At 63.1% G+C, this 20,754-nt stretch carries 15 protein-coding genes; 5 read left to right on the top strand and 10 right to left on the bottom strand.

Going from position 1 to position 20,754, the window contains the following annotated elements; genetic code table 11:
* Nucleotides 1–3: 3 nt before the first annotated feature.
* Together ACSBOB_RS32880 and ACSBOB_RS32885 are read left to right on the top strand one after the other, a co-directional pair.
* Entirely contained in the window at nucleotides 4–1,371 is a 1,368-nt protein-coding gene (locus ACSBOB_RS32880) for an FGGY-family carbohydrate kinase (RefSeq protein WP_442583912.1), read from the top strand.
* Between the two features lie 281 nt (nucleotides 1,372–1,652).
* Nucleotides 1,653–1,802, top strand: a complete 150-nt coding sequence (locus ACSBOB_RS32885; protein WP_442580196.1) for a hypothetical protein — start codon at nucleotides 1,653–1,655, stop codon at nucleotides 1,800–1,802.
* Between the two features lie 4 nt (nucleotides 1,803–1,806).
* On the opposite strand, the gene ACSBOB_RS32890 is transcribed toward ACSBOB_RS32885, so the two are convergent.
* The 4 genes from ACSBOB_RS32890 to ACSBOB_RS32905 all read right to left on the bottom strand — a co-directional run bounded on the left by ACSBOB_RS32890 (nucleotide 1,807) and on the right by ACSBOB_RS32905 (nucleotide 6,842).
* Entirely contained in the window at nucleotides 1,807–2,058 is a 252-nt protein-coding gene (locus tag ACSBOB_RS32890; protein WP_442580197.1) for a DUF982 domain-containing protein, read from the bottom strand.
* Nucleotides 2,059–2,317: 259 nt separating this feature from the next.
* On the bottom strand, nucleotides 2,318–2,902 hold the full coding sequence (locus ACSBOB_RS32895) for a hypothetical protein (RefSeq protein WP_442580198.1): 585 nt from the start codon (nucleotides 2,900–2,902) through the stop codon (nucleotides 2,318–2,320).
* Nucleotides 2,880–4,469: an AAA family ATPase gene (locus ACSBOB_RS32900; protein WP_442583913.1), complete on the bottom strand. Its 1,590-nt coding sequence runs from the start codon at nucleotides 4,467–4,469 to the stop codon at nucleotides 2,880–2,882. The genes ACSBOB_RS32895 and ACSBOB_RS32900 overlap by 23 nt, the downstream gene beginning before the upstream one ends.
* Nucleotides 4,470–4,559: 90 nt before the next feature.
* A complete protein-coding gene (locus tag ACSBOB_RS32905; RefSeq protein WP_442580199.1) occupies nucleotides 4,560–6,842 on the bottom strand; it encodes an NADP-dependent malic enzyme in 2,283 nt (760 codons plus the stop codon).
* 134 nt (nucleotides 6,843–6,976) lie between these two features.
* Here ACSBOB_RS32905 and ACSBOB_RS32910 point away from each other — a divergent pair, with 134 nt between their 5' ends.
* From ACSBOB_RS32910 to betC, 3 genes are all read left to right on the top strand, one after another.
* Nucleotides 6,977–7,912: a DMT family transporter gene (locus tag ACSBOB_RS32910; RefSeq protein ID WP_442580200.1), complete on the top strand. Its 936-nt coding sequence runs from the start codon at nucleotides 6,977–6,979 to the stop codon at nucleotides 7,910–7,912.
* Nucleotides 7,913–7,922: 10 nt separating this feature from the next.
* On the top strand, nucleotides 7,923–10,640 hold the full coding sequence (gene mutS, locus ACSBOB_RS32915) for a DNA mismatch repair protein MutS (protein WP_442580201.1): 2,718 nt from the start codon (nucleotides 7,923–7,925) through the stop codon (nucleotides 10,638–10,640).
* 204 nt (nucleotides 10,641–10,844) lie between these two features.
* Entirely contained in the window at nucleotides 10,845–12,371 is a 1,527-nt protein-coding gene (gene betC, locus ACSBOB_RS32920; RefSeq protein WP_442580202.1) for a choline-sulfatase, read from the top strand.
* Nucleotides 12,372–12,492: 121 nt separating this feature from the next.
* On the opposite strand, the gene ACSBOB_RS32925 is transcribed toward betC, so the two are convergent.
* The 6 genes from ACSBOB_RS32925 to ACSBOB_RS32950 all read right to left on the bottom strand — a co-directional run bounded on the left by ACSBOB_RS32925 (nucleotide 12,493) and on the right by ACSBOB_RS32950 (nucleotide 20,539).
* Nucleotides 12,493–13,332, bottom strand: a complete 840-nt coding sequence (locus tag ACSBOB_RS32925; protein ID WP_442580203.1) for an alkaline phosphatase family protein — start codon at nucleotides 13,330–13,332, stop codon at nucleotides 12,493–12,495.
* A gap of 8 nt (nucleotides 13,333–13,340) precedes the next feature.
* Nucleotides 13,341–14,996 (bottom strand): ABC transporter ATP-binding protein, encoded by a 1,656-nt coding sequence (locus ACSBOB_RS32930; protein ID WP_442583914.1) that lies wholly within the window; start codon nucleotides 14,994–14,996, stop codon nucleotides 13,341–13,343.
* Between the two features lie 5 nt (nucleotides 14,997–15,001).
* Complete coding sequence (locus ACSBOB_RS32935; RefSeq protein ID WP_442580204.1) at nucleotides 15,002–15,820, bottom strand: ABC transporter permease; 819 nt, start codon at nucleotides 15,818–15,820, stop codon at nucleotides 15,002–15,004.
* Nucleotides 15,821–15,827: 7 nt separating this feature from the next.
* Nucleotides 15,828–16,787 carry an ABC transporter permease gene (locus ACSBOB_RS32940; protein WP_442580205.1) on the bottom strand — a complete coding sequence of 320 codons (960 nt, stop codon included), beginning with the start codon at nucleotides 16,785–16,787 and terminating at the stop codon, nucleotides 15,828–15,830.
* 16 nt (nucleotides 16,788–16,803) lie between these two features.
* Nucleotides 16,804–18,387, bottom strand: a complete 1,584-nt coding sequence (locus ACSBOB_RS32945) for an ABC transporter substrate-binding protein (protein ID WP_442580206.1) — start codon at nucleotides 18,385–18,387, stop codon at nucleotides 16,804–16,806.
* 148 nt (nucleotides 18,388–18,535) lie between these two features.
* Nucleotides 18,536–20,539 (bottom strand): CocE/NonD family hydrolase, encoded by a 2,004-nt coding sequence (locus ACSBOB_RS32950; RefSeq protein ID WP_442580207.1) that lies wholly within the window; start codon nucleotides 20,537–20,539, stop codon nucleotides 18,536–18,538.
* Nucleotides 20,540–20,754 lie beyond the last annotated feature (215 nt).

Genomic DNA, 20,754 nt, shown 5'->3' on the forward strand with positions numbered 1-20,754 from the left:
GGCTTGCCGACGATCCGCACCGTTGCCGTCGTCGATATCGGCAAAAGCAACGCCAAGGTGGCGCTGGTCGACCTTGCGTCGCTGGACGAGACAGTGATCGCACGCACCGCGAATTCTGTTGTCGATTCAGCACCTTATCCGCATTTCGATACGGACCGCCTGTGGGCGTTCATCCTCGACGGACTGGCCGGGCTTGGCCGGAAGGCAAAGCCCGATGCGATCGTGGTGACGGCGCATGGCGGCTCCGGCATATTGCTCGCGGCCGACGGCAAACTTGCGATGCCGATGCTGGACTATGAACATTCCGGACCCGAAACGACCGGCGCAGACTATGACGTCCTGCGGCCGGCCTTCGCCGAGACGGGGGCGCCGAGACTGCCCGGCGGGCTCAATGCCGGGGCGCAGTTCCATTGGCAGTCGCAGGCATTTCCGCAGCAATTCCAGAAGGTTGCGACGATCCTGATGTACCCGCAATACTGGGCGTTCCGGCTTTGCGGGGTGGCCGCGAACGAGGCGACGTCGCTGGGGGCACATACCGATCTCTGGGATCCGCAAAAGCGGGATTTTTCCAGCATGGTCGACCGGCTGGGGTGGCGAAAACTGATGGCGCCGGTGCGCAAGGCGAGCGACCGGCTGGGATGCTTACTGCCTGAAATCGCTCAAAAAACAGGACTTGCCGCAGAGACGCCGGTGTTCTGCGGCATCCACGATTCCAACGCCTCGCTCTACCCGCATCTGCTGTCTCGGGAAAAGCCGTTCACGGTGGTTTCGACCGGCACATGGGTGATCGTCATGTCCGTCCACGGCAAGCGTCAAGTGCTTGATCCCACACGCGATACGCTGATCAACGTCAACGCCTTCGGCGACCCGGTGCCGTCTTCGCGCTTCATGGGCGGCCGCGAATTCTCGCTGCTGATCGGCGATAAGGCGGTCGAGCCGAGCGATGCCGACATCGAGGCGGTCCTGGCCATGCCAACCTTCCTGACACCGTCCATCGACCGGGGGTCGGGACCGTACCAGCACCGCAGGGCGGAATGGCTGCCGCAGGAGCCGCGCCACCCCGGCGAGCGTTTCGCGGCGGTCTCCTTCTATCTCGCCATGATGACGGCGACCTGCCTCGACCTGATCGGAGCGCAAGGCGACACCGTCGTCGAGGGGCCATTCGGCCAGAATCGATGTTTTATCAAGATGTTGGCGACAGCGAGCGGGCGGCCCGTGGTCGTCTCGAAAGGCAGCACCGGCACCAGCATCGGCGCCGCATTGCTGTGCGCCGGGCCGGATTTCCGGCCTTCCGGCGGCGCGGAAACATCAGTCGTTCCGGAACCGAAATGGTTTTCCTACCCTGCACGCTGGTGGCAGGCGGTGGGTTAGCGCCGGCGGACAAAATTTCGCGTGAAGTCCTGAATATCGTGTCAGAACAACGGCTTCAGCGCAATGTCAGCAGGAAACACCGTGACGGACTTCACGGCAGGCAGTTTTTTGGCGTGACACAAGCCATTTTGACGGCAATCGAGGGACGGTTTCGTCAAACGGCCGTTCCATCGGAAAAAGAGCCGGATTGTGCATCAAATCGCCGGTCCGGCGCGCCCAGGGTTGTGTTTGCGGCCCGATGCTCTTACGCAAGCGCAACAGAGCGAAAAGGAGACGCCACCATGCCGCGCCCGCCGAACTACAATCACGAACGCAAGGAACGCGACCGCATCAAGGCCGCCAAGAAGGCCGAGAAGCTGGCTGCCAAGGCCGCCAAGAAGGAAGCCGACACGCAGGCCGAGCCGCGCACCGAGGAAGTGAAGGCCGAGTAGCCGTTCACACCTTGTCGGTGACCAGCACGGACGCCTCGCGCGCCGCGGCGACGAAGGCGCGGCGCGCCGTCATCGCCGGCTTGGTGCCGGCCAGCGCATCGTGGCAGGCCTGCAGCGCCTCGCGATGCTTTGGACCACGCTTGCCGGGCCAGGAGTTCAGCAGATAGTCGGTCGCCTCACGGGCGGTATTGAGCGATTTGTCCGGCCCCTGGGCAGCCTTGACGGTGACGGGGGTTTCGAAGCGATTGTTTTCCATGGCGGGGTCTTACGCCTGTTGCAGTGCGGAAGCGAGGGGAATGTGAGATGTGACGAATTGGCTAAACTACCGTGGCGTTGACCGCCGCTACATCGGTCTACCGACAATACAACTCGCAGCCCAAGAATAGCGCCGCCCTCGTTGCAGGGATCAGTTAAGAATTATAGAAGAAGCGGTGGGCATACAAAGCGTCTCTTTATATCATCTCGAACGTAGTCATAATCCCGTGCAAGCGGAGATCAGAACAGTACGTAATCAACTAGGCAAACCGCGATTGTAGCCACCAGCATTCCATTTGGAATGTCTTTAGGAATCGGCTTGCAGCCGCGCTGACCAAAACACTATCCGATATTCTTATCTTCTTCAATAGATCAACCCCTGTGCTAGTTTCTCCATAATTTTTCCCTGCCATATTTATCAGCGCTTTCAGTATGCTTTTACCATGGGCACCTTCAAAATTATAGGCATAATCTGGATTTGCAAGATACTCTCGCATTAATGCCTCATCTGAGAGGATTAGATTCTCCGTCATTAAGTCGGGGACTAGCGTATGAATCTTATTGGCATCAGCGCCGGCCTCGACAAGTCGATCACGAAGAAAAGAGGATATTTCCTCGGCGGCCTCTTTTCTGCCCTCTCGATCAATCCAAATGATTATATGATCTGGATAAGCGTTTTTTGCACGATAGAGAGTTAATATCTGTTTTGCCATCGCAGCAAGAGTCCAGCTCACGCCATTTGACACAGGAATAACAGTAACATATTTAAAGTTATTATTTAAAAACATTCTCTCCATATGGCCTTCCACAAAAGCTAAAATCTTAGGAAAGTGCATTTGCGGCATAATAATATCCTAAGCCAAATCCGGTACTATTTATTTCTTGCTCCACCGACTCTGGGCTATTTAACCGTCGACACTTAGTTACCCCATCTTCGAATCTAAAAACGATAAGCTCGCGTGGATTAAGTTGATTTATGATCGTCTCGCTATGCGTTGACAAGATAAAATAGGAGAAATCCCCCGCGTCGGCAGCGCTCGCACGTACAAGTTCGACTAGGAATCTTTGCATATTAGGGTGAAGAAAATTCTCTGGTTCTTCTATCGAATACGAGTTTCCTCGGGTCAGCATCATTGAAGTCAATGCCAGCCACTTAATGGTACCGTCGCTAGCAGACTGAAGCGGGAATCTAAGAGAATTCTCTTCACTTCCCACCGTTAGAAAGGGCACATACTTTCCCGTGTGAGGGTCTGACGAGACTGAAAGCTCGCGTAGTTCCGGTAGAACAAGCCGTGCCCAATCCACGACGGTGTCTAGCGTTTCCACTCCATATCGACGAAATCGAAACTCGTGTTGGGTTGGCCTCTGTCTTTTGACCTGCTGCATATGATAAAGCGTCGCGGAAAGACCTGACCCATCCTGGCCGATTATTGGACTCTTCGAAAGCTCGTCGGGTTCACGGGCTTTTGACGGAATCATATTAAATGCTCTTCCACGAGAAATCGCCGAACGAACACTTTCAAGCGCTGGACGAAGGGGGTGGGCCGCCAGGATACTTTCGTCCGGAGCAGAAGGTCCTAGCGGCAACACCTCTCCTTCTTTGCCTTGCAAGCGAGGTTCGCTCGCGCGAACCGTACTCCTCCGTACATATCTCAGCGGATTGCGCACGCTGGCCGTAAATAATTTTGGGCCAATTGAGATAGACGGCTCGCTCTCACTTGAAGGAGAATTCCGCCTCAAAGATATAGTTCCGATATGCTTGTTATAGTGCTGATTCTCGCTGCTATTTCGAAGCGCAAAAAATTTAATTCTTTCGTTTGATATATATATAGCAGAGTGTGATTTGCTAAACCTTACCTCTATAAAATATTCAAATTGAAAGAGGAAGCGCCTATCTGGATCGTCCCAAACACGCTCCATGTCGGCGGTGCCGCGGACACGTGCAGTTACCTTGGGTGAAGATTTTTTTGAATTTTCTTGACTGAAAACTCTCGCCACCCCTCCGGCCATTGAAACGGCAGTCGAAGCGTCTCGCGAGATTAGAGTTGAGAGGAAGTCCAAAAAGTCGATAAAATTTGTTTTTCCCGATCCGTTTGGCCCGACTAGAGCGTTCAAACCGCGTTCCAACGATACGTTGAAAAGTCTGAGGGAACGAAATCCATCGATTGCATATTGTGCAACTATGGGACGGTGGTGTCCGCCTGCACTACCATCCAACAGACAATAGCTGCCGCGACTATCTACGAAGGAAATCACTCCAGCTTCGGCGAGTTCCTGAAGTTCTCGACTCAACGTCTGTTCCGGTGTCACGCCTATCGAACCAACCTCAGTTACAATATCTCCCAGCTCTTCTTCGATCATCTCCTGCCGGGAAAAATGCGCGTCGCCCTTCTTTGTCGTTAGCCGTATCACTGCGGCCAAGACAGCTTCTCGCCACTCACCCATTATCATGTCCTCATCTGGTGCCGCGGAAGTACTACGTCAAAAGGTTTTTAGCCTCGCTCACGACCCCGCCGAATACGCCGCGATCGCCGCCATGTTGACGATGTCCGAATCCTTGGCGTTCAGGCTCACGATCTGCACCGGCTTGTTCAACCCGACCAGCAGCGGGCCGATGACGGTGGAGCCGCCGAGTTCCTGGAGCATGCGGGTCGAGATCGAGGCGGAGTGGAAGGCCGGCATGATCAGGACGTTGGCGGGGCCTGAGAGGCGGCAGAAGGGGTATTGCTGCATGAGGCGCGGGTTGAGCGCCACGTCGGCGGCCATCTCGCCATCATATTCGAAATCGACCCGGCGCTTGTCGAGGATTTTTACCGCCTCCTGCACGCGCTCGGAGCGCTCGCCCGGCGGGTGGCCGAAGGTGGAGTAGGCGAGCATGGCCACGCGGGGTTCATATCCCATCCTCCGAGCAAAACCGGCGGTTTCCTCGGCGATGTCGGCAAGTTCCTCGGCGTTGGGCATGTCGTGGACAGCGGTGTCGGCGACGATCACCGTGCGGCCGCGCGACAGCACGATCGAGGCACCGATGACGCAATGGCCGGGTTTCGCGTCGATGACGCGCCTGATGTCTTCGAGCGCGGTGGAATAGTTGCGGGTGACGCCGGTGACCACGCCGTCAGCGTCGCCCAGCGCCAGCATGCAGGCGGCAAAGTGGTTGCGGTCGTTGTTGATCAGCCGCTGGCAGTCGCGGAACAGGAATCCCTTGCGCTGCATGCGCTCGTAGAGATGGTCGGCATAGACGGTGTTGCGGCGCGACAGGCGGGCATTGATGATCTCGATGCCGGATTTGTTCAGGTCGATGCCGGCGGCGCGGGCGTTCTCCTTGATCACCTCGTCGCGGCCGACCAGGATCGCCGTGCCGAGCTTCTGGTTCACATAGGCGACGGCGGCGCGCATCACCTGCTCCTCCTCGCCCTCGGCGAAGACGATGCGCTTCGGCTGGCGGCGCACGCGGTCGTAGATGCGCTGCAAGGTCGAGGCGATCGGGTCGCGGCGGGCGGAAAGCTCCTGCGCATAGCGGTCGAGGTCGAGGATGGGTTTGCGCGCCACGCCGCTCTCCATGGCGGCCTTGGCCACCGCGATCGGGATGGCCGAGATCAGGCGCGGGTCGAACGGCACGGGGATGATGTAGTTCGGGCCGAATTTCGGGCGCATGCCCTGGTAGGCGGCGGCGACGTCGTCCGGAACGTCCTGGCGGGCGAGGGCCGCCAGCGCCTCGGCCGCCGCGACCTTCATCTGGTCGTTGATGGTGGTCGCCCGCACATCCAGCGCGCCGCGGAAGATGTAAGGGAAGCCGAGCACGTTGTTGACCTGGTTCGGATAGTCCGAACGGCCGGTCGCCATGATGGCGTCGGTGCGGATCTCAGCCACTTCCTCCGGCGTGATCTCCGGGTCGGGATTGGCCATGGCGAAGATGATCGGGTTTTTTGCCATGGACTGGATCATCGGCGTGGTCAGGGCGCCCTTGGCGGAGAGGCCGAAGACGATGTCGGCGCCGTCCATGGCGTCGGCCAGACTGCGTGCCTCGGTTTTCGCCGCATGCGCCGATTTCCACTGGTTCATGCCTTCGGTGCGGCCCTGGTAGACCACGCCCTTGGTGTCGCAGAGGATGATGTTCTCCGGGGCGAAACCCATCGACTTGATCAGCTCGATGCAGGCGATGCCGGCCGAGCCGGCGCCGTTGCACACCAGCTTCGCCGTCTTCATGTCGCGGCCGGTGATCTCCAGCGCGTTGATGAGGCCGGCGGCGGCGATGATCGCGGTGCCGTGCTGGTCGTCGTGGAAGACGGGAATGTCCATCACCTCGCGCAGCTTCTGCTCGATGATGAAGCAGTCGGGCGCCCTGATATCCTCGAGGTTGATGCCGCCGAAGGACGGGCCGAGATAACGCACGGCGTTGATGAAGGTCTCGGCGTCCTCGGTGTCGACCTCGAGATCGATGGAATCGACATCCGCGAAGCGCTTGAACAGGACAGCCTTGCCTTCCATCACCGGTTTTGAGGCCAGCGCGCCGAGATTGCCGAGGCCAAGGATGGCGGTGCCGTTGGAGATGACGGCGACCATGTTGCCGCGCGCCGTGTAGTCGAAGGCGCGGCTGGGGTCCTCGGCGATGGCCTTCACGGGAACGGCAACGCCGGGCGAATAGGCAAGCGACAGGTCGCGCTGCGTCGCCATCGGCTTGGTCGGCACGATCTCCAGCTTGCCGGGCCGCCCCATGGCGTGGAAGTCGAGCGCCTCCTGCGCGCTGACGGAGGGTCCGTTGTCGGATTTTTTCGATGCAACCATGTGAGAGACGTTCCTTCCCGGTGAGCCGCTGGCACGGCCCGACGCTTCTTTTTGTGGAGTGTTTTGGATTAAGGCTACACACCGGGCGAGTAAAGCGCCAAGCAGGGGCGAGATGCGCCAAGTCTGGACATAAAGTGTTCCTCTCCGAGAGCCTTGCCATAGCGTCGGCATTCTGCATCGCGCTGTCAGGCATGCTGATCGCCGAGCTGAACGGCCGCGTCGACGTGGTGCGTCTGGCGCGCTGGCAGATGCTGGCCGCTTTTGCGATGACGGGCGCTGCTTCCCTCGTGCTCGGCGGCTGGCGGGCGCTGGAGGGCTGGCAGGTGACGCTGCTGCTGCTCTCGGGCGTGGCCGGCATCGTCATTGCCAGCACCACCTATTTCGCGGCGATCTATGCCGCGGGGCCGCGGGTAACGGCGCTGCTGTTTTCGCTCACGTCGCCCTTTGCGCTGGCGCTGGGGTACTTTTTCCTTGGCGAGACGATCACGGAGCGGCAGGGGCTCGGCATCGCCTGCGTGCTGGCCGGCGTTGTGCTGGCCATCGGCAGGCCGCGGCGCTACGGAGGCGCCGGCAAGGGCGTGCCGTCGGTGACGATCGACGCGCCGCTGCCGCACGGCGCGCCGGTGGCGCCGTCCCGCACCTTCACGTTCGGCGTCTTGCTGGGCGTCATCACGGCGATCGGCCAAGCCGTGGGAACGCTGCTGGCGCGGCCGGCCATGGCGGCGGGCGTCGAGCCGTTCACGGCCATGGCGGTGCGGTCCGGCATCGCGGCGACTTTCTTCGCCGCGCTGCTGCTGGTGCCGATAGCCGCGCTGAACAAGCCCTACCGTTTCCGCTCCGGCGACCTCGGCATCGCGGTCGGCTCGGCCTTCTTCGGCACCGGGCTCGGCATGTCGCTGCTGATGGCGGCGCTCGCCACCGGCAATGTCGGCATCGTCTCCACGCTGTCGTCGATGACACCGGTAGCGATCTTGCCGATGGTGTGGCTGCGCTCCGGCGTGGCGCCCTCGCCCGCCGCATGGGCGGGCGCGGCGCTGGCAGTGGCGGGCACAGGCCTTATCAGTTTATGACGGGACGACGATGACCGGGCATTCCGACAGACCGACGACAGGCGAGGCGGACCAGCCGCCGCGCGGCGGCGCCCCCACGCCGATGATGGAGCAATATATAGAGATCAAGGCGGCGAACCCGGATTCGCTGCTGTTCTACCGCATGGGCGATTTCTACGAGCTGTTCTTCGACGACGCCGAGGTGGCGTCGCGCGCCTTGGGGATCGTTCTCACCAAGCGTGGAAAGCACCAGGGTTTTGACATCCCGATGTGCGGCGTGCCGATCCATGCGGCCGACGATTACCTTCAGAAACTGATCGGGCTCGGCCACCGCGTCGCCGTGTGCGAGCAGATCGAGGACCCGGCGGAGGCCAAGAAGCGCGGCGGCAAATCGGTGGTGAAGCGTGACGTGGTGCGCTTGGTGACGCCGGGCACCATCACCGAGGACCGGCTGCTTTCGCCGGCCGAGTCCAGCTTCCTGATGGCGCTGGGGCGGGTGAAGGGCGGCGGCCATGCGCTGGCCTGGCTGGAGCTTTCCACCGGCCTGTTCCGGGTGGCCGAGACCGCGCCGGACCGGCTGCTCGCCGACATCTTTCGCGTCGACCCGCGCGAGCTGATCGTCGCCGAGCCGGTGTTCTACGATCCCGACCTGAAGCCGGTCTTCGACGTGCTCGGCCGCATGGCGAGCCCGCAGCCGCCCAGCCTGTTCGACTCCGCAAGCGCGGCCGACCGCATCGCCCGATTCTACCAGGTGGCGACACCCGACGGTTTCGCTACTTTTTCGCGGGCCGAACTGTCGGCGATCTCCGGCATCATCGCCTTCGTCGAGAAGACGCAGAAGGCGGAACGGCCGCCGCTCGGACACCCCGAGCGCGAGACGGCGGGCTCGACGCTGTTCATCGACGCGGCGACCCGCGCCAATCTGGAACTGGTGCGCACGCTGTCCGGCAGCCGTGACGGCTCGTTGCTCTCGGCGATCGACCGCACGGTGACGGGAGCGGGCGCCCGGCTTCTCGCCGACCGGCTGACCTCGCCGCTGACGGCACCCGACGCGGTCAATGCGCGGCTGGATTCGGTGGCGTGGCTGATCGGAGAGGAAGACCTGCGCGACGGCTTGCGCATCGCGCTGAAAGGCCTTGCCGACATGCCGCGCGCGCTGACGCGGTTGGCGCTGAATCGCGGCGGCCCGCGCGACCTCGGCGCGCTGTGCGCCGGGCTGCAGGCCGCCGCCGAGATCGGCGACCTGCTGGCGCGGGCCGAGCCGCCGGCCGAAATTGCTGGGGCGCTGGAGGCGATACGAGCGCTGCCGGTCGATTGCGCCACCCGCCTCGCCCGGGCGATGGCCGACGAGATGCCTCTGCTCAAGCGCGACGGCGGTTTCGTGCGTGCCGGCTGGGACGACGAACTCGACGAGATGCGGGCGCTGCGCGACGAGTCGCGAAAAGTGATCGCCGGGCTGGAACGCGGGCTGATCGACGAGACCGGCGTGCGGTCATTGAAAATCCGGCACAACAATGTGCTGGGTTATTACATCGAGGTGACGGCCAACCACCAGGCGGCGATGACCGGCAGCGACGCGCTGCGCGCCCGTTTCATCCACCGCCAGACCATGGCCAGCGCCATGCGCTTCACCACGACGGAACTCGCCGATCTTGAGACGAAGATCGTCAACGCCGCCGACCGGGCGCTGCAGATCGAACTCGCCGTGTTCGACGATCTAGTGACCGAGGCGGTCGGCCACGCGGAGAAAATCCGCGCCGGTGCGCAGGCGCTGGCGGTGCTCGACGTTTCGGCGTCACTGGCCACGCTGGCGATCGACGAGAACTGGACGCGGCCGGTGGTGGATGACGGCCTGACTTTCGACATCGACGGCGGCCGCCATCCGGTGGTCGAGCAGTCGTTGCGAAAAACGTCCGGCCAGCCTTTCGTCGCCAACGACTGCGATCTTTCGCCGGCTAATAATGGCAAATTCGGTGCGATCTGGCTGCTCACCGGCCCGAACATGGGCGGCAAGTCGACCTTCTTGCGCCAGAACGCGCTGATTGCGATTCTCGCCCAGACCGGCTCCTTCGTTCCGGCGGGGCGCGCCCATATCGGCGTGGTCGACCGGCTGTTTTCGCGCGTCGGCGCCTCCGACGACCTGGCGCGGGGCCGCTCGACCTTCATGGTCGAGATGGTGGAGACCGCGGCGATCCTCAACCAGGCGGGCGAGCGCTCGCTGGTCATCCTGGACGAGATCGGGCGCGGCACCGCGACCTTCGACGGCCTGTCGATCGCCTGGGCGGCGGTGGAATATCTGCACGAGAAGAACCGCTGCCGGGCGCTGTTCGCCACGCATTTCCACGAAATGACGGCGCTGGCCGACAAGCTGGCGCGGCTGCACAACGTGACCATGCGGGTGAAGGAGTGGGAAGGCGAGGTGATCTTCCTGCACGAGATCGGCAAGGGCGCGGCCGACCGCTCCTACGGCATCCAGGTGGCGAGATTGGCCGGCCTGCCCGGTGCGGTGGTGGATCGCGCCCGCGACGTGCTGCACCAGCTGGAAAGCGGCGAGACGTCTGGCAAGGCCAACCGGCTCGTCGATGATTTGCCGTTGTTTTCCGTGGCTGCGCGACGGGAGGCAGCGCCAAAACCTGCCCAGCCGGACCGGCTGCGCGAGGCGGTGATCGCGCTCAACCCCGACGACATGACGCCGAAGGAAGCGCTTGAGGCGCTCTATCGACTGAAGGGGACGATCGGCAAACCGTGACCGCGGAGAGGAGCGAGCGACCTGTCCGCTGGCCCCGCCGAAAGCATGATTCCGCTTGCAGAATTTTTGTTGATTGATGGGTCAATAAAAAATAATTTGGCTTGGCGGAGGGACAACGATGCGCAACGTCGTAATGGCAGGTATACGCGATCGGGCGCCGCTCGATGACACCGAAACCCGGCTGCGTGTCGCGGCCGTCGCCCCATGACCCGTCGTCCCAACATCCTCATCCTGATGGTCGACCAGCTTGCGGGAACGCTGTTTCCCGACGGCCCGGCGGAATTCCTGCATGCGCCGAACCTGAAGGCGCTCGCCGCCCGGTCGTCGCGGCTGCGTAACAACTATACCGCCTCGCCGCTCTGCGCGCCGGGCCGGGCGTCGTTCATGAGCGGCCAGCTTCCGTCGCGCACCGGCGTCTACGACAACGCCGCCGAATTCGCCTCGTCGATCCCGACCTTCGCGCATCACCTGCGCGCGGCGGGCTACACGACATGCCTTTCCGGCAAGATGCATTTCGTCGGCCCGGACCAGTTGCACGGGTTCGAGGAGCGGCTCACCACCGACATCTACCCGGCCGATTTCGGCTGGACCCCCGACTATCGCAAGCCGGGCGAGCGCATCGACTGGTGGTATCACAATCTCGGCTCGATCACCGGCGCCGGCGTCGCCGAGATCACCAACCAGCTGGAATATGACGACGAGGTCGCCTTTCACGCGGCCCAGAAGCTCTACGATTATTCGCGCCGGAGCGACGACGCGGGCAGCCGCCCCTGGTGCCTGACGGTTTCGTTCACGCATCCGCACGACCCCTATGTGGCGCGCCGCAAGCACTGGGACCTCTACGAGGACTGCGCCGAACTCGAACCGGCGATCGGCTTCAGGCCGCGCGCGGAGCAGGACGCGCATTCGCAGCGCCTCTACGACGCCAGCGACTACGGCAGCTTCAACATCACCGCCGAGAACGTGCGCAAGGCACGGCGCGGTTATTTCGCCTCGATCTCCTATATCGACGAGAAGATCGGCGAGATCCTCGCCGTGCTGGAAGCCACGAGGATGCGGGACGACACCATCGTGCTATTCTGCTCGGATCACGGCGACATGCTCGGCGAGCGCGGCCTGTGGTTCAAGATGTGTTTCTACGAAGGCTCGGCCCGCGTGCCGCTGATGATCGCCGGGCCGGGCATTCCGGCAGGCCTGATCGAGACGCCGACATCCAACCTCGACATCGCGCCGACGCTCTGCGACCTGGCCGGCATCGACATCGGCGGGATCCTGCCGTGGACCGATGGCGAGTCCCTGGTGCCGCTGATGCACGGCGAACGGCGCGTCTCGCCGGTGCTGATGGAATATGCGGCAGAGGGCTCGCAGGCGCCGCTAGTGGCCATCCGCGATGGCCGCTACAAATTCGTGCATTGCGAGATCGACCCGCCGCAACTCTTCGACCTGGACGCAGACCCACACGAACGCACCAATCTCGCCGCCGATCCGGCCCATGCGGCGGTTGTCGCCGAATTCATGGCGAAGGTGCGCGCCCGCTGGGACATGGCGGCCTTCGACGCCGCGGTCCGCGAGAGCCAGGCGCGGCGCTGGGTGGTCTATCCCGCCCTACGCAACGGCGCCTATTGCCCGTGGGAATTCCAGCCTGTGCAAAAGGCCTCCGAGCGCTACATGCGCAACCATATGGACCTGAACATATTGGAGGAGAGCAAGCGCTTTCCGCGAGGCGAATGACAGCCTTTGCCTGCCGGCGCTTCGTCATCAAAGCCGGTTTCCGGTCTCGCCGCACAAATCATGCGGCTTACGCCAGCGCCGGGACGAACAGCGCATCCAAGCGAGCCAGGCCCGATTCAATTCACGTCAGGAACGGCTTTGCCCGCATCGTCTCTGGCACCGGCAGGCCAAGCCGCGTCAGAACGGTCGGCGCAAGCTGCAACTGGTCGAGCAGCACGTCCTTTGCCGGCCCTTCGCCTGCACCGAAATAGTAGAGCGCCACGTCCTGCATTTCCTCGTCATGGCCGCCGTGATGGCCGCGGTGCGTCTGGCCGTGATCGGCGGTGACGATCACCTCGTAGCCGGCGTCGCGCCAGCGCGGCAGGAAACCGGCAAGGGCTGAGTCGAGATAATAGAGTGCGTTGTCCATCTCGACGCAGTCCTGGCCATAGCGGTGGCCCATGGAATCGACCGTGCAGGTGTGGAGGATGGCGTAATCGACGCCCTTGACCTCGGCCAGCCGCGTCAGCGTCGCGAACAGGTCGACGTCGCTCGGCGTCATCTGGTTGGTGTGGCCGTAGCCGGTCATGGTGTGGAAGCGGCCGTGGGTGATCGGGCCGCCGGGTTCGTCATATTCAATGTCGCGCACCGGGTCGAACGGATAGCGGTTGAAGAACTCCGACCAGTAGGAATGCGTCACCGCGCCGGTCCTGCCGCCGGCCTTCGTCACCTCGGAAAAGATGTCGGGCTGGCTCACCCGCATGCGGAACTCGTTGGAGGTGACGCCATGCACCTGCGGCGGCACGCCGGTGTGGATCGAGGCGTAGCAGCAGGCGGAGGTGGACGGCAGCACCGAGCGCATCCGCCATTTGCGCGCCGCCCCCGACTGCACCCAGCCTTCCAGATTGCCCATGAAGGGCTTCCAGTTCCGCCACGGCAGGCCGTCGAGGATGATCAGCAGGAGTTTTGAGGAGAGGGGCATGCGGTGGCTCAGTTGTCGGCGCTGGCCATGCGACGGCCCTTGATTGCCTTTTCCAGCCAGCCGATCTCCATCTCCGGCACGGAGGACAAAAGCAAGTCGGTGTAGGCGTCGAAGGGTGGCGTCAGCACCTGGCTCTTCGGGCCGTAGCGGACCACCTCGCCGCGATACATCACCGCGATCGAGTCGGCGATTGACTTCACCGTCGCGAGGTCGTGGGTGATGAACAGGTAGGCGACTTCCTCCTCCTTCTGCAGTTCGAGCAAGAGCTTCAAAATGCCGTTCGCCACCAGCGGGTCGAGCGCGGACGTGACCTCGTCGCAGATGATCAGTTTCGGCTTGGCCGCCAGCGAGCGGGCGATGCAGACGCGCTGCTTCTGGCCGCCGGACAGTTCGGCAGGGTAGCGGTCGACAAAACCCTTTCCCATCTCGATCTTGTCGAGCAGTTCGGCAACCTTGGCGTCGCGTTCGCGCCCGCGCATGCCGAAATAGAACTCAAGCGGACGGCCGATGATGGTGCCTACCGTCTGACGCGGGTTCATCGCCACGTCGGCCATCTGGTAGATCATCTGCAACTGCCTGAGATCCTCCTTCGGCCGGTCGGCCAGCCGGTTGGCGAGCGCGCGGCCGGCGAAGGTGACCGACCCCTGCTCGGGCGGCAGCAGGCCGGTGATGGCGCGCGCCAGCGTCGATTTGCCGGAGCCGGATTCGCCGACCACGGCAAGAGTCTGCCCTGGAAAGATGTCGACCGAGACGTTTTTCAGCACCTTGACCTTGCCGCCGCCATAGGAGGCAGTGACGTTCTTCACCGACAGGAACGGCGTGACGCCCGGCTTCTGCTCCTGATGCGCGATCTCGTGTACCGAGACCAGCGCGTTGGTGTATTCCTGCCGCGGCTCCTTGATGATCTGCCGCGTGCCGCCCCACTCGACCAGCCGGCCGTGGCGCAACACCATGATCTCATCCGACACCTGCGCCACCACCGCAAGGTCGTGGGTGATGTAGAGCGCCGCGACGCCTGTGTCATGGATGGCGTCCTTGATCGCCGCCAGCACGTCGATCTGCGTGGTCACGTCCAGCGCCGTCGTCGGCTCGTCGAAGACGATCAGGTCCGGCTCCGAACACAGCGCCATCGCCGTCATCACGCGCTGCAGCTGCCCGCCCGACACCTGGTGCGGATAGCGCTCGCCGATGGTCTCGGGGTTCGGCAGGCTGAGCTTCTTGAACAGCGCAATGGCCCGCTTCTCGGCCTCCGCGCGGTTCGCCACGCCGTGCAGCAGCGAAGCTTCGACCACCTGGTCCATCAGCCGGTGCGCCGGGTTGAAGGAGGCGGCGGCCGATTGCGCGACGTAGCAGACCTCGCGGCCGCGTAGCTTGCGCAGCCCGCCCAATCCGCCCTTCAATATGTCTCGGCCATTCAAAACCACCTCGCCGCCGGTGATGCGCACCCCGCCGCGCCCAAAACCCATGGACGACAGGCCGATGGTCGATTTTCCCGCGCCGGATTCGCCGATCAGCCCCAGCACCTTGCCGCGCTGCAACGTCAGCGAAACGTCATGCACCAGCGTGATTGTCTTCGGCGGTTCGCCGGGCGGAAACACCTTTGCCTCGATCCGCAGGTTGCGGATGTCGAGCAGCGTGTCCGACTTCGCGGTCTTCGCAGCCACGGCCATTAGCTGCGCCCTCCCTTGAGACTGGAAGTACGGTTCAGCACCCAGTCGGCCACCAGATTGACCGAGATGGCCAGGATGGCGATCGCGGCGGCGGGGATCAGTGCGGCACCGATCCCGAAGACGATGCCGTCCTTGTTGTCCTTGACCATGCCGCCCCAATCCGATTCCGGCGGCTGCACGCCGAGGCCGAGGAACGACAGCGCCGACAGGAACAGCACCGCGTAGATGAAGCGCAGCCCGAGTTCCGAGATCAGCGGCGACAGCGCGTTGGGCAGGATTTCCCTGAGCACGATCCAGCGGGTGCCTTCGCCGCGCAGCCGCGCCGCCTCGACATAGTCCATGATGTTGATGTCGACGGCGACGGCACGCGCCAGGCGATAGACGCGGGTGGCGTCCAGGATGCCCATGACCAGGATCAGCACGGCGACCGTGCGGGGAAGAACCGACAGGACCACGAGCGCGAAGATCAGGGTGGGGATCGCCATCAGCAGGTCGACGAAGCGCGAGACGACCGTGTCGAACCAGCCGCCCAGCACCGCCGCCATGAAGCCGAGCACGGAACCCAGCGTGAAAGACAGCGCCGTGGCCAGAATGGCGATAATGATGGTGGTACGCGCGCCGAAGATCACACGGGTCAGCAGGTCGCGGCCAATGTTGTCGGTGCCGAGCCAATGGGCCGCGGAGGAAGGCTCCCAGACCTGCCCGACGATCTCGGTGTTCGAGTAGGGGGAAATCCACGGAGCGAATGCCGCCGCGAACAGGAAAATCCCGGTGAGGACCAGTCCGAGCAGCGCAGTGAAGGGAATGTTTCTCAACATGGTCGCCTCACTTCGGATGCCGCAGACGGGGATTGGCGAGTATGCCGGCGATGTCGGCGATGATGTTCAGGCTGATGTAGACCGCCGCGAAGATCAGGCCGACGGCCTGCACGACCGGAACGTCGCGCTTGGTGACGTGGTCGACCAGATACTGGCCCATGCCGGGATAAACGAAGATGATCTCGATGACGACGACGCCGACCACCAGATAGGCGAGGTTCAGCATGACCACGTTGATCACCGGCGCGATTGCGTTCGGAAAAGCGTGCTTGCGGATGATCTCGAACGCGCCCAGCCCCTTGAGCTCGGCCGTCTCGATATAGGGCGACTGCATGACGTTGAGGATCGCCGCCCGCGTCATCCGCATCATATGCGCCAGCACAACGAGGGTCAGCGAAGCGGCGGGCAGCACCACTGCCTGCAGCCGGTCCATGAAAGGCATGCCGTCATAGACGGTGGAGATGCCGGGGAACCATTGCAGCTTCACGGCGAAGACGAACACCAGCACGTAGCCGATGAAGAATTCCGGAAACGACGTCGACGCCAGCGCAATGCCGGAGATCAGCTTGTCGACAAAACCGTTGCGATAGCGGACAGCCGTCAGGCCGAGGATGATGGCGAGCGGCACCGAGACGATTGCGGCGCAGAGAGCGAGGAACAGCGTGTTCTTGAGGCGCGGCCAGATCGAGGTGCCGATATCCTGTCCGCTCGATAGTGCGGTGCCGAGATCGCCGGTCAGCACGCCGCCCAGCCAGCGGAAATATCTGATATAGGCCGGGTCGTTGAGGCCGAGCGATTGCCGGAGGTTCTCAAGCGCCTCGGGCGTCGCCGACTGGCCCAGGATGGATTGCGCGACGTCGCCGGGCAGGATCTGCGTGCCGGCGAAGATCAGGACCGAAACGGCCAAAAGCAGAAGGATGCCCAGCGCGACGCGCTGGGCAATAAGCTTCACGATGGGTGAGGACATCTCCGCAAGGCCGAACTCAAGCGTTCAGCCAGCACTTGGACAGCGCGTAGCCGCCCATCATCTCCTGGTTTCCATCAGGCATCCAGCCGCCGACATTCGGGCCGGTGGCGTCGATGAAATCGTTGAACATCGGCGTGATCACGCCGCCTTCCATGTTCACCATCGTGCCCATGTCGGCATAGATCTTCTTGCGCTTCTCGGTGTCCAGCTCGCCGCGGGCGGCGAAGAGCATCTTGTCGAAGTCCTCGCGCTGGAAGCGGGTGTCGTTCCAGTCGGCCTTGGAATAGTAGGCAGTGGAATACATCTGGTCCTGCGTCGGCCGCCCGCCCCAGTAGGAGGCGGAGAAGGGCTGCTTGTTCCACACTTCCGACCAGTAGCCGTCGCCCGGCTCGCGCTTGATCTCCAGCGTGATGCCGCATTTGGCCGCGCTCTGCTGGTAGAGCTGAGCGGCGTCCACCGCGCCGGGGAAGGCGACGTCCGAGGTACGCAGCAGCACCGAGCCGCTGTGGCCCGACTTCTTGTAGTGCTCGGCCGCCTTTTCCGGATCGAACTTGCGCTGTTCCATCTCGGTGTACAGCGGATAAGCCTTGTTGATCGGCGTGTCGTCGCCGACCGAGCCGAAGCCGAACAGGATTTTCTGCACCAGTTCCTCGCGGTCGAGCGCGTATTTCAGCGCCAGCCTGAGGTCGTTGTTGTCGAACGGCGCGGCGTTGCAATGGGCGATGAAGACATAATGGCCCTTGCCCGCAACGTTCTGGATGGTGACGCCGGGCACGCGCTTGATCAGATCGACGATCTTCGGCTCGACGCGGTTGATCATGTTGACCTGTCCGCCCTGAAGGGCGGCGGTTCGGGCGGTCGGGTCGTTGATGACGATGATCTCGATCTGGTCGGCGAAGCCGCGGTCGTCGCGCCAGTATCCGGCGAATTTCTCGCCGCCGAGCCGCACGCCGGGCTCGTTGGTCGCCACCTTGTACGGCCCGGTGCCGATGCCTTCGGTCGGGTTGTCCTTGCCGCCGTTCGGCTGGATCATCAGGTGATAGTCGTCCATCAGGAACGGCAGGTCGGCATTGGCTTCCTTCAGCGTGAACACCACCGTGTCGCCGTCGGCCTTGACGTTGTCGATGCCGCCCATGAGGCCGAGCGCGCCAGACTTGGAGTTGGCATCCGAATGCCGCTCCATCGTGGCGACCACGTCGGCAGGCGCCATTTCCTTGCCGTTGTGGAACTGCACGCCCTTGCGGATCTTGAAGGTCCATTTCTTACCGTCGTCGGAGGCGCCCCATTCGGTTGCGAGCGCCGGCTGCAGCACGCCGGTGGCGTCGATCTGCACGAGCTGCTCGCCCCACTGGCGGCCAAAGAAATACGGCACCTGACTGGACCAGCTCGCCGGGTCGAGGCTGTCGGTGGCAGCACCGCCCTGCATGCCGGCCTTGAGCACACCGCCCTTGACCGGCGTCTGCGCCTTGGCGGCGGACGACAGCAGCGAATTCGCGAAGGTCGCGGTGACGCCAAGCGCTGCAGCCCGGCCCAGAAAATCGCGCCGGCTAAGTTTTCCGCCAATGACTGTGCGGCTCAGGAAGTCCAGTTCATTCGACATTCAGTGTTCCTCACTCGGCTGGTTCGACCGTGGTTTTTATAATTTTCGTTGTGAGGATATGACCGCATGCGACGGAAAGGGACAAGACGATTTGCGACATGACGTGGCGTAAATTGCAATACACCGCTGGCCCAAAGCGCAAATCGGTTTAAATGTGATCGCGCGGCACCTCCTCGCGAAAATCCTTTTCATACACCAGCACATCATCCTCATACGCTTCGATCCGGCCGGTCAGGTGGAAGCTCGTGGCGTCCGAGCGCATGGCTGAGAAGGTTTCGGTGCGCAGCGACCAGCCGTCGCGCTTGTGAACGGCGGTCCAGTGCGTCACGCCGCGCGCCGACAGCGGGTCGGCCGGATGGATGGTCCATCGCTCGCGCGCGACGCCGCCATGGATCAGCCCGTGGTCGGCGTCACGGGTCTCGCCGAAATCATCGACGATGGCCAGCGTCACCGCGCCCGTCTTGTCGTCGCGCTCGACGTTGCGGCTGTTGCTCGACGGCCGGATGGTCTGCGTGTTCCATGGCCGCGCCGCTTCGGGTTCCTCGAACCGTGCCTCGTCACCGTTGCCGCTCTGCCGCTCGGGCATGTCTATGCTGCCCGTCAGAATGTTCAGCGTCACGGGCACCGGCGAGGGCCATACCAACGGCCAATAGCTGGAGGACACCGCGACACGCAGCGTATGGCCGGCCGGGACCTGATAAGCGATATCGTCGAGCTTGAAGGCGACGGTCATCGGCAGCGTCGGGTTGATCGGCTTTGGCGTGTCGTGCCCGTCGCGGTGGCAGAGATTGAAGACGCCATAGGTGATGCGCGTCGACGATGCGTCCGGATGGACGTCGCAGAGCCGCACCACCACCATGGCGGCCGGCCTGTCGGCGAACAGCGTGAGCCGCACCACCGGCGCACCGACGATGTCGATGGAAGCGTCGAGCCGCAGGTCGAAGCAGGCGGATTTCGCGTCGTCTTCACGCTGGTTGCCCGGCATCTCCGGCCCGAGCCAGATCGCGCAATATTCGCCGCCATCCATGCCGCAATCCTGTGGCGATTTGATTTTCGCGTTGACAACCTTGGCCGGTCCCTCCGAAAGTTTTCCACCGGCAGCGAGGCTGAACGTCCGGGTTGCGATGCCGGGCGACGGCCATTGGTGTTCGGCGATCCAGCGACCGGGCCGCTCCTCGTACCAGTCGCGCGGCGGCACAGAATCCATCAAATAGAGCCGCATCGCGGGATCGTTCTCGACGCCGGTTTCTTTCCCCTTCAGCCAGAAATCCCACCAGCGCAATGCTTCCTGCAGGAAGCCGATCGCCGGCTTCGGTACGGCGAAATGCGGATATTTGTGGATCCACGGGCCAATGATTCCTTTGGTCGGCCCGCCTATGCCCTCGACGAGGCGCGCCACCGCGTTCTTGTAACCGTCGCCCCAACCGCCGACGGCCAGCGTCGCCGCCTTGATTTTTGAAAAATCCTCGCAGACCGAACCGCGCTTCCAGTAGTCGTCACGCCGCTGGTGGCGCAGCCATACTGCCGGCAGGAACGGCTCGTTCTCCAGCCGTTCCAGCCACATCTCCTTCCAGCTATCGCCGACGATCGCCGGATCGGGCGAGCGCGAGGAGTAGGACAGCATTGTCGAGCCCCAGCCGAGATTCTCGTTGAGCAGCAGGCCGCCCTTGTAGTGGATGTCGTCGGCGTAGCGGTCGTCGGTGGAGCAGAGCGTGATGATCGCCTTCAGCGCCTCCGGCTGCTTGGCCGCCACCTGCAGCGCGTTGAACCCGCCCCAGGAAATGCCCATCATGCCGACCTTGCCGTTGCACCAGGGCTGCGAGGCCGCCCAGGCGATGACGGCCACCGCGTCTTCCAGTTCCTGCTCGGTATATTCGTCCTCCATCAGCCCTTCGGAATCGCCGTTTCCCCGCATGTCGACGCGGATCGAGGCGTAGCCGTGGCCGGCGAAATAGGGATGGGTGAGCGAATCGCGCGCCGTCGTGCCGTCGCGCTTGCGATAGGGCAGATGTTCGAGGATCGCTGGAACCGGATCGTTTTCCGCATCCGCAGGCAGCCAGATGCGCGCCGAGAGCACGCAGCCGTCCGGCATCTCGATGCCGACATCCGGGTTCTCGACGATCTTTCGCGGAAACTGGGTGACGGTCTTCATCGGCGGTTCCCCTTGGTTCGGCGAAGCCTATCGCCGTCGCGGGGAAATGTCTGCCCCGGCGCTCAACCGGGCCAGTCTCGCCGCCCGGGCGCAGACGCGGCCCCGACAATGCGACCAGAACTGTCGCGCGCGCGGCCAACCGGGGCCAATCGGCGGGCCGCCACTGCCCACGAGGCCGGCCGGCCGGCCGTGGGGTCCGTGGCCGTCATGACGGT

This window comes from Mesorhizobium sp. KACC 23794 (genome assembly GCF_052180275.1).
Taxonomy (GTDB): Bacteria; Pseudomonadota; Alphaproteobacteria; order Rhizobiales; family Rhizobiaceae; genus Kumtagia.

Coding starts and splice junctions, on each gene's coding strand:
- ACSBOB_RS32895 (WP_442580198.1), bottom strand. CDS start 2,902: ATGCCGCAAATGCACTTTCCTAAGATTTTAGCTTTTGTGGAAGGCCAT.
- ACSBOB_RS32935 (WP_442580204.1), bottom strand. CDS start 15,820: ATGTTGAGAAACATTCCCTTCACTGCGCTGCTCGGACTGGTCCTCACC.
- betC (WP_442580202.1), top strand. CDS start 10,845: ATGACCCGTCGTCCCAACATCCTCATCCTGATGGTCGACCAGCTTGCG.
- mutS (WP_442580201.1), top strand. CDS start 7,923: ATGACCGGGCATTCCGACAGACCGACGACAGGCGAGGCGGACCAGCCG.
- ACSBOB_RS32950 (WP_442580207.1), bottom strand. CDS start 20,539: ATGAAGACCGTCACCCAGTTTCCGCGAAAGATCGTCGAGAACCCGGAT.
- ACSBOB_RS32890 (WP_442580197.1), bottom strand. CDS start 2,058: ATGGAAAACAATCGCTTCGAAACCCCCGTCACCGTCAAGGCTGCCCAG.
- ACSBOB_RS32940 (WP_442580205.1), bottom strand. CDS start 16,787: ATGTCCTCACCCATCGTGAAGCTTATTGCCCAGCGCGTCGCGCTGGGC.
- ACSBOB_RS32945 (WP_442580206.1), bottom strand. CDS start 18,387: ATGTCGAATGAACTGGACTTCCTGAGCCGCACAGTCATTGGCGGAAAA.
- ACSBOB_RS32905 (WP_442580199.1), bottom strand. CDS start 6,842: ATGGTTGCATCGAAAAAATCCGACAACGGACCCTCCGTCAGCGCGCAG.
- ACSBOB_RS32885 (WP_442580196.1), top strand. CDS start 1,653: ATGCCGCGCCCGCCGAACTACAATCACGAACGCAAGGAACGCGACCGC.
- ACSBOB_RS32925 (WP_442580203.1), bottom strand. CDS start 13,332: ATGCCCCTCTCCTCAAAACTCCTGCTGATCATCCTCGACGGCCTGCCG.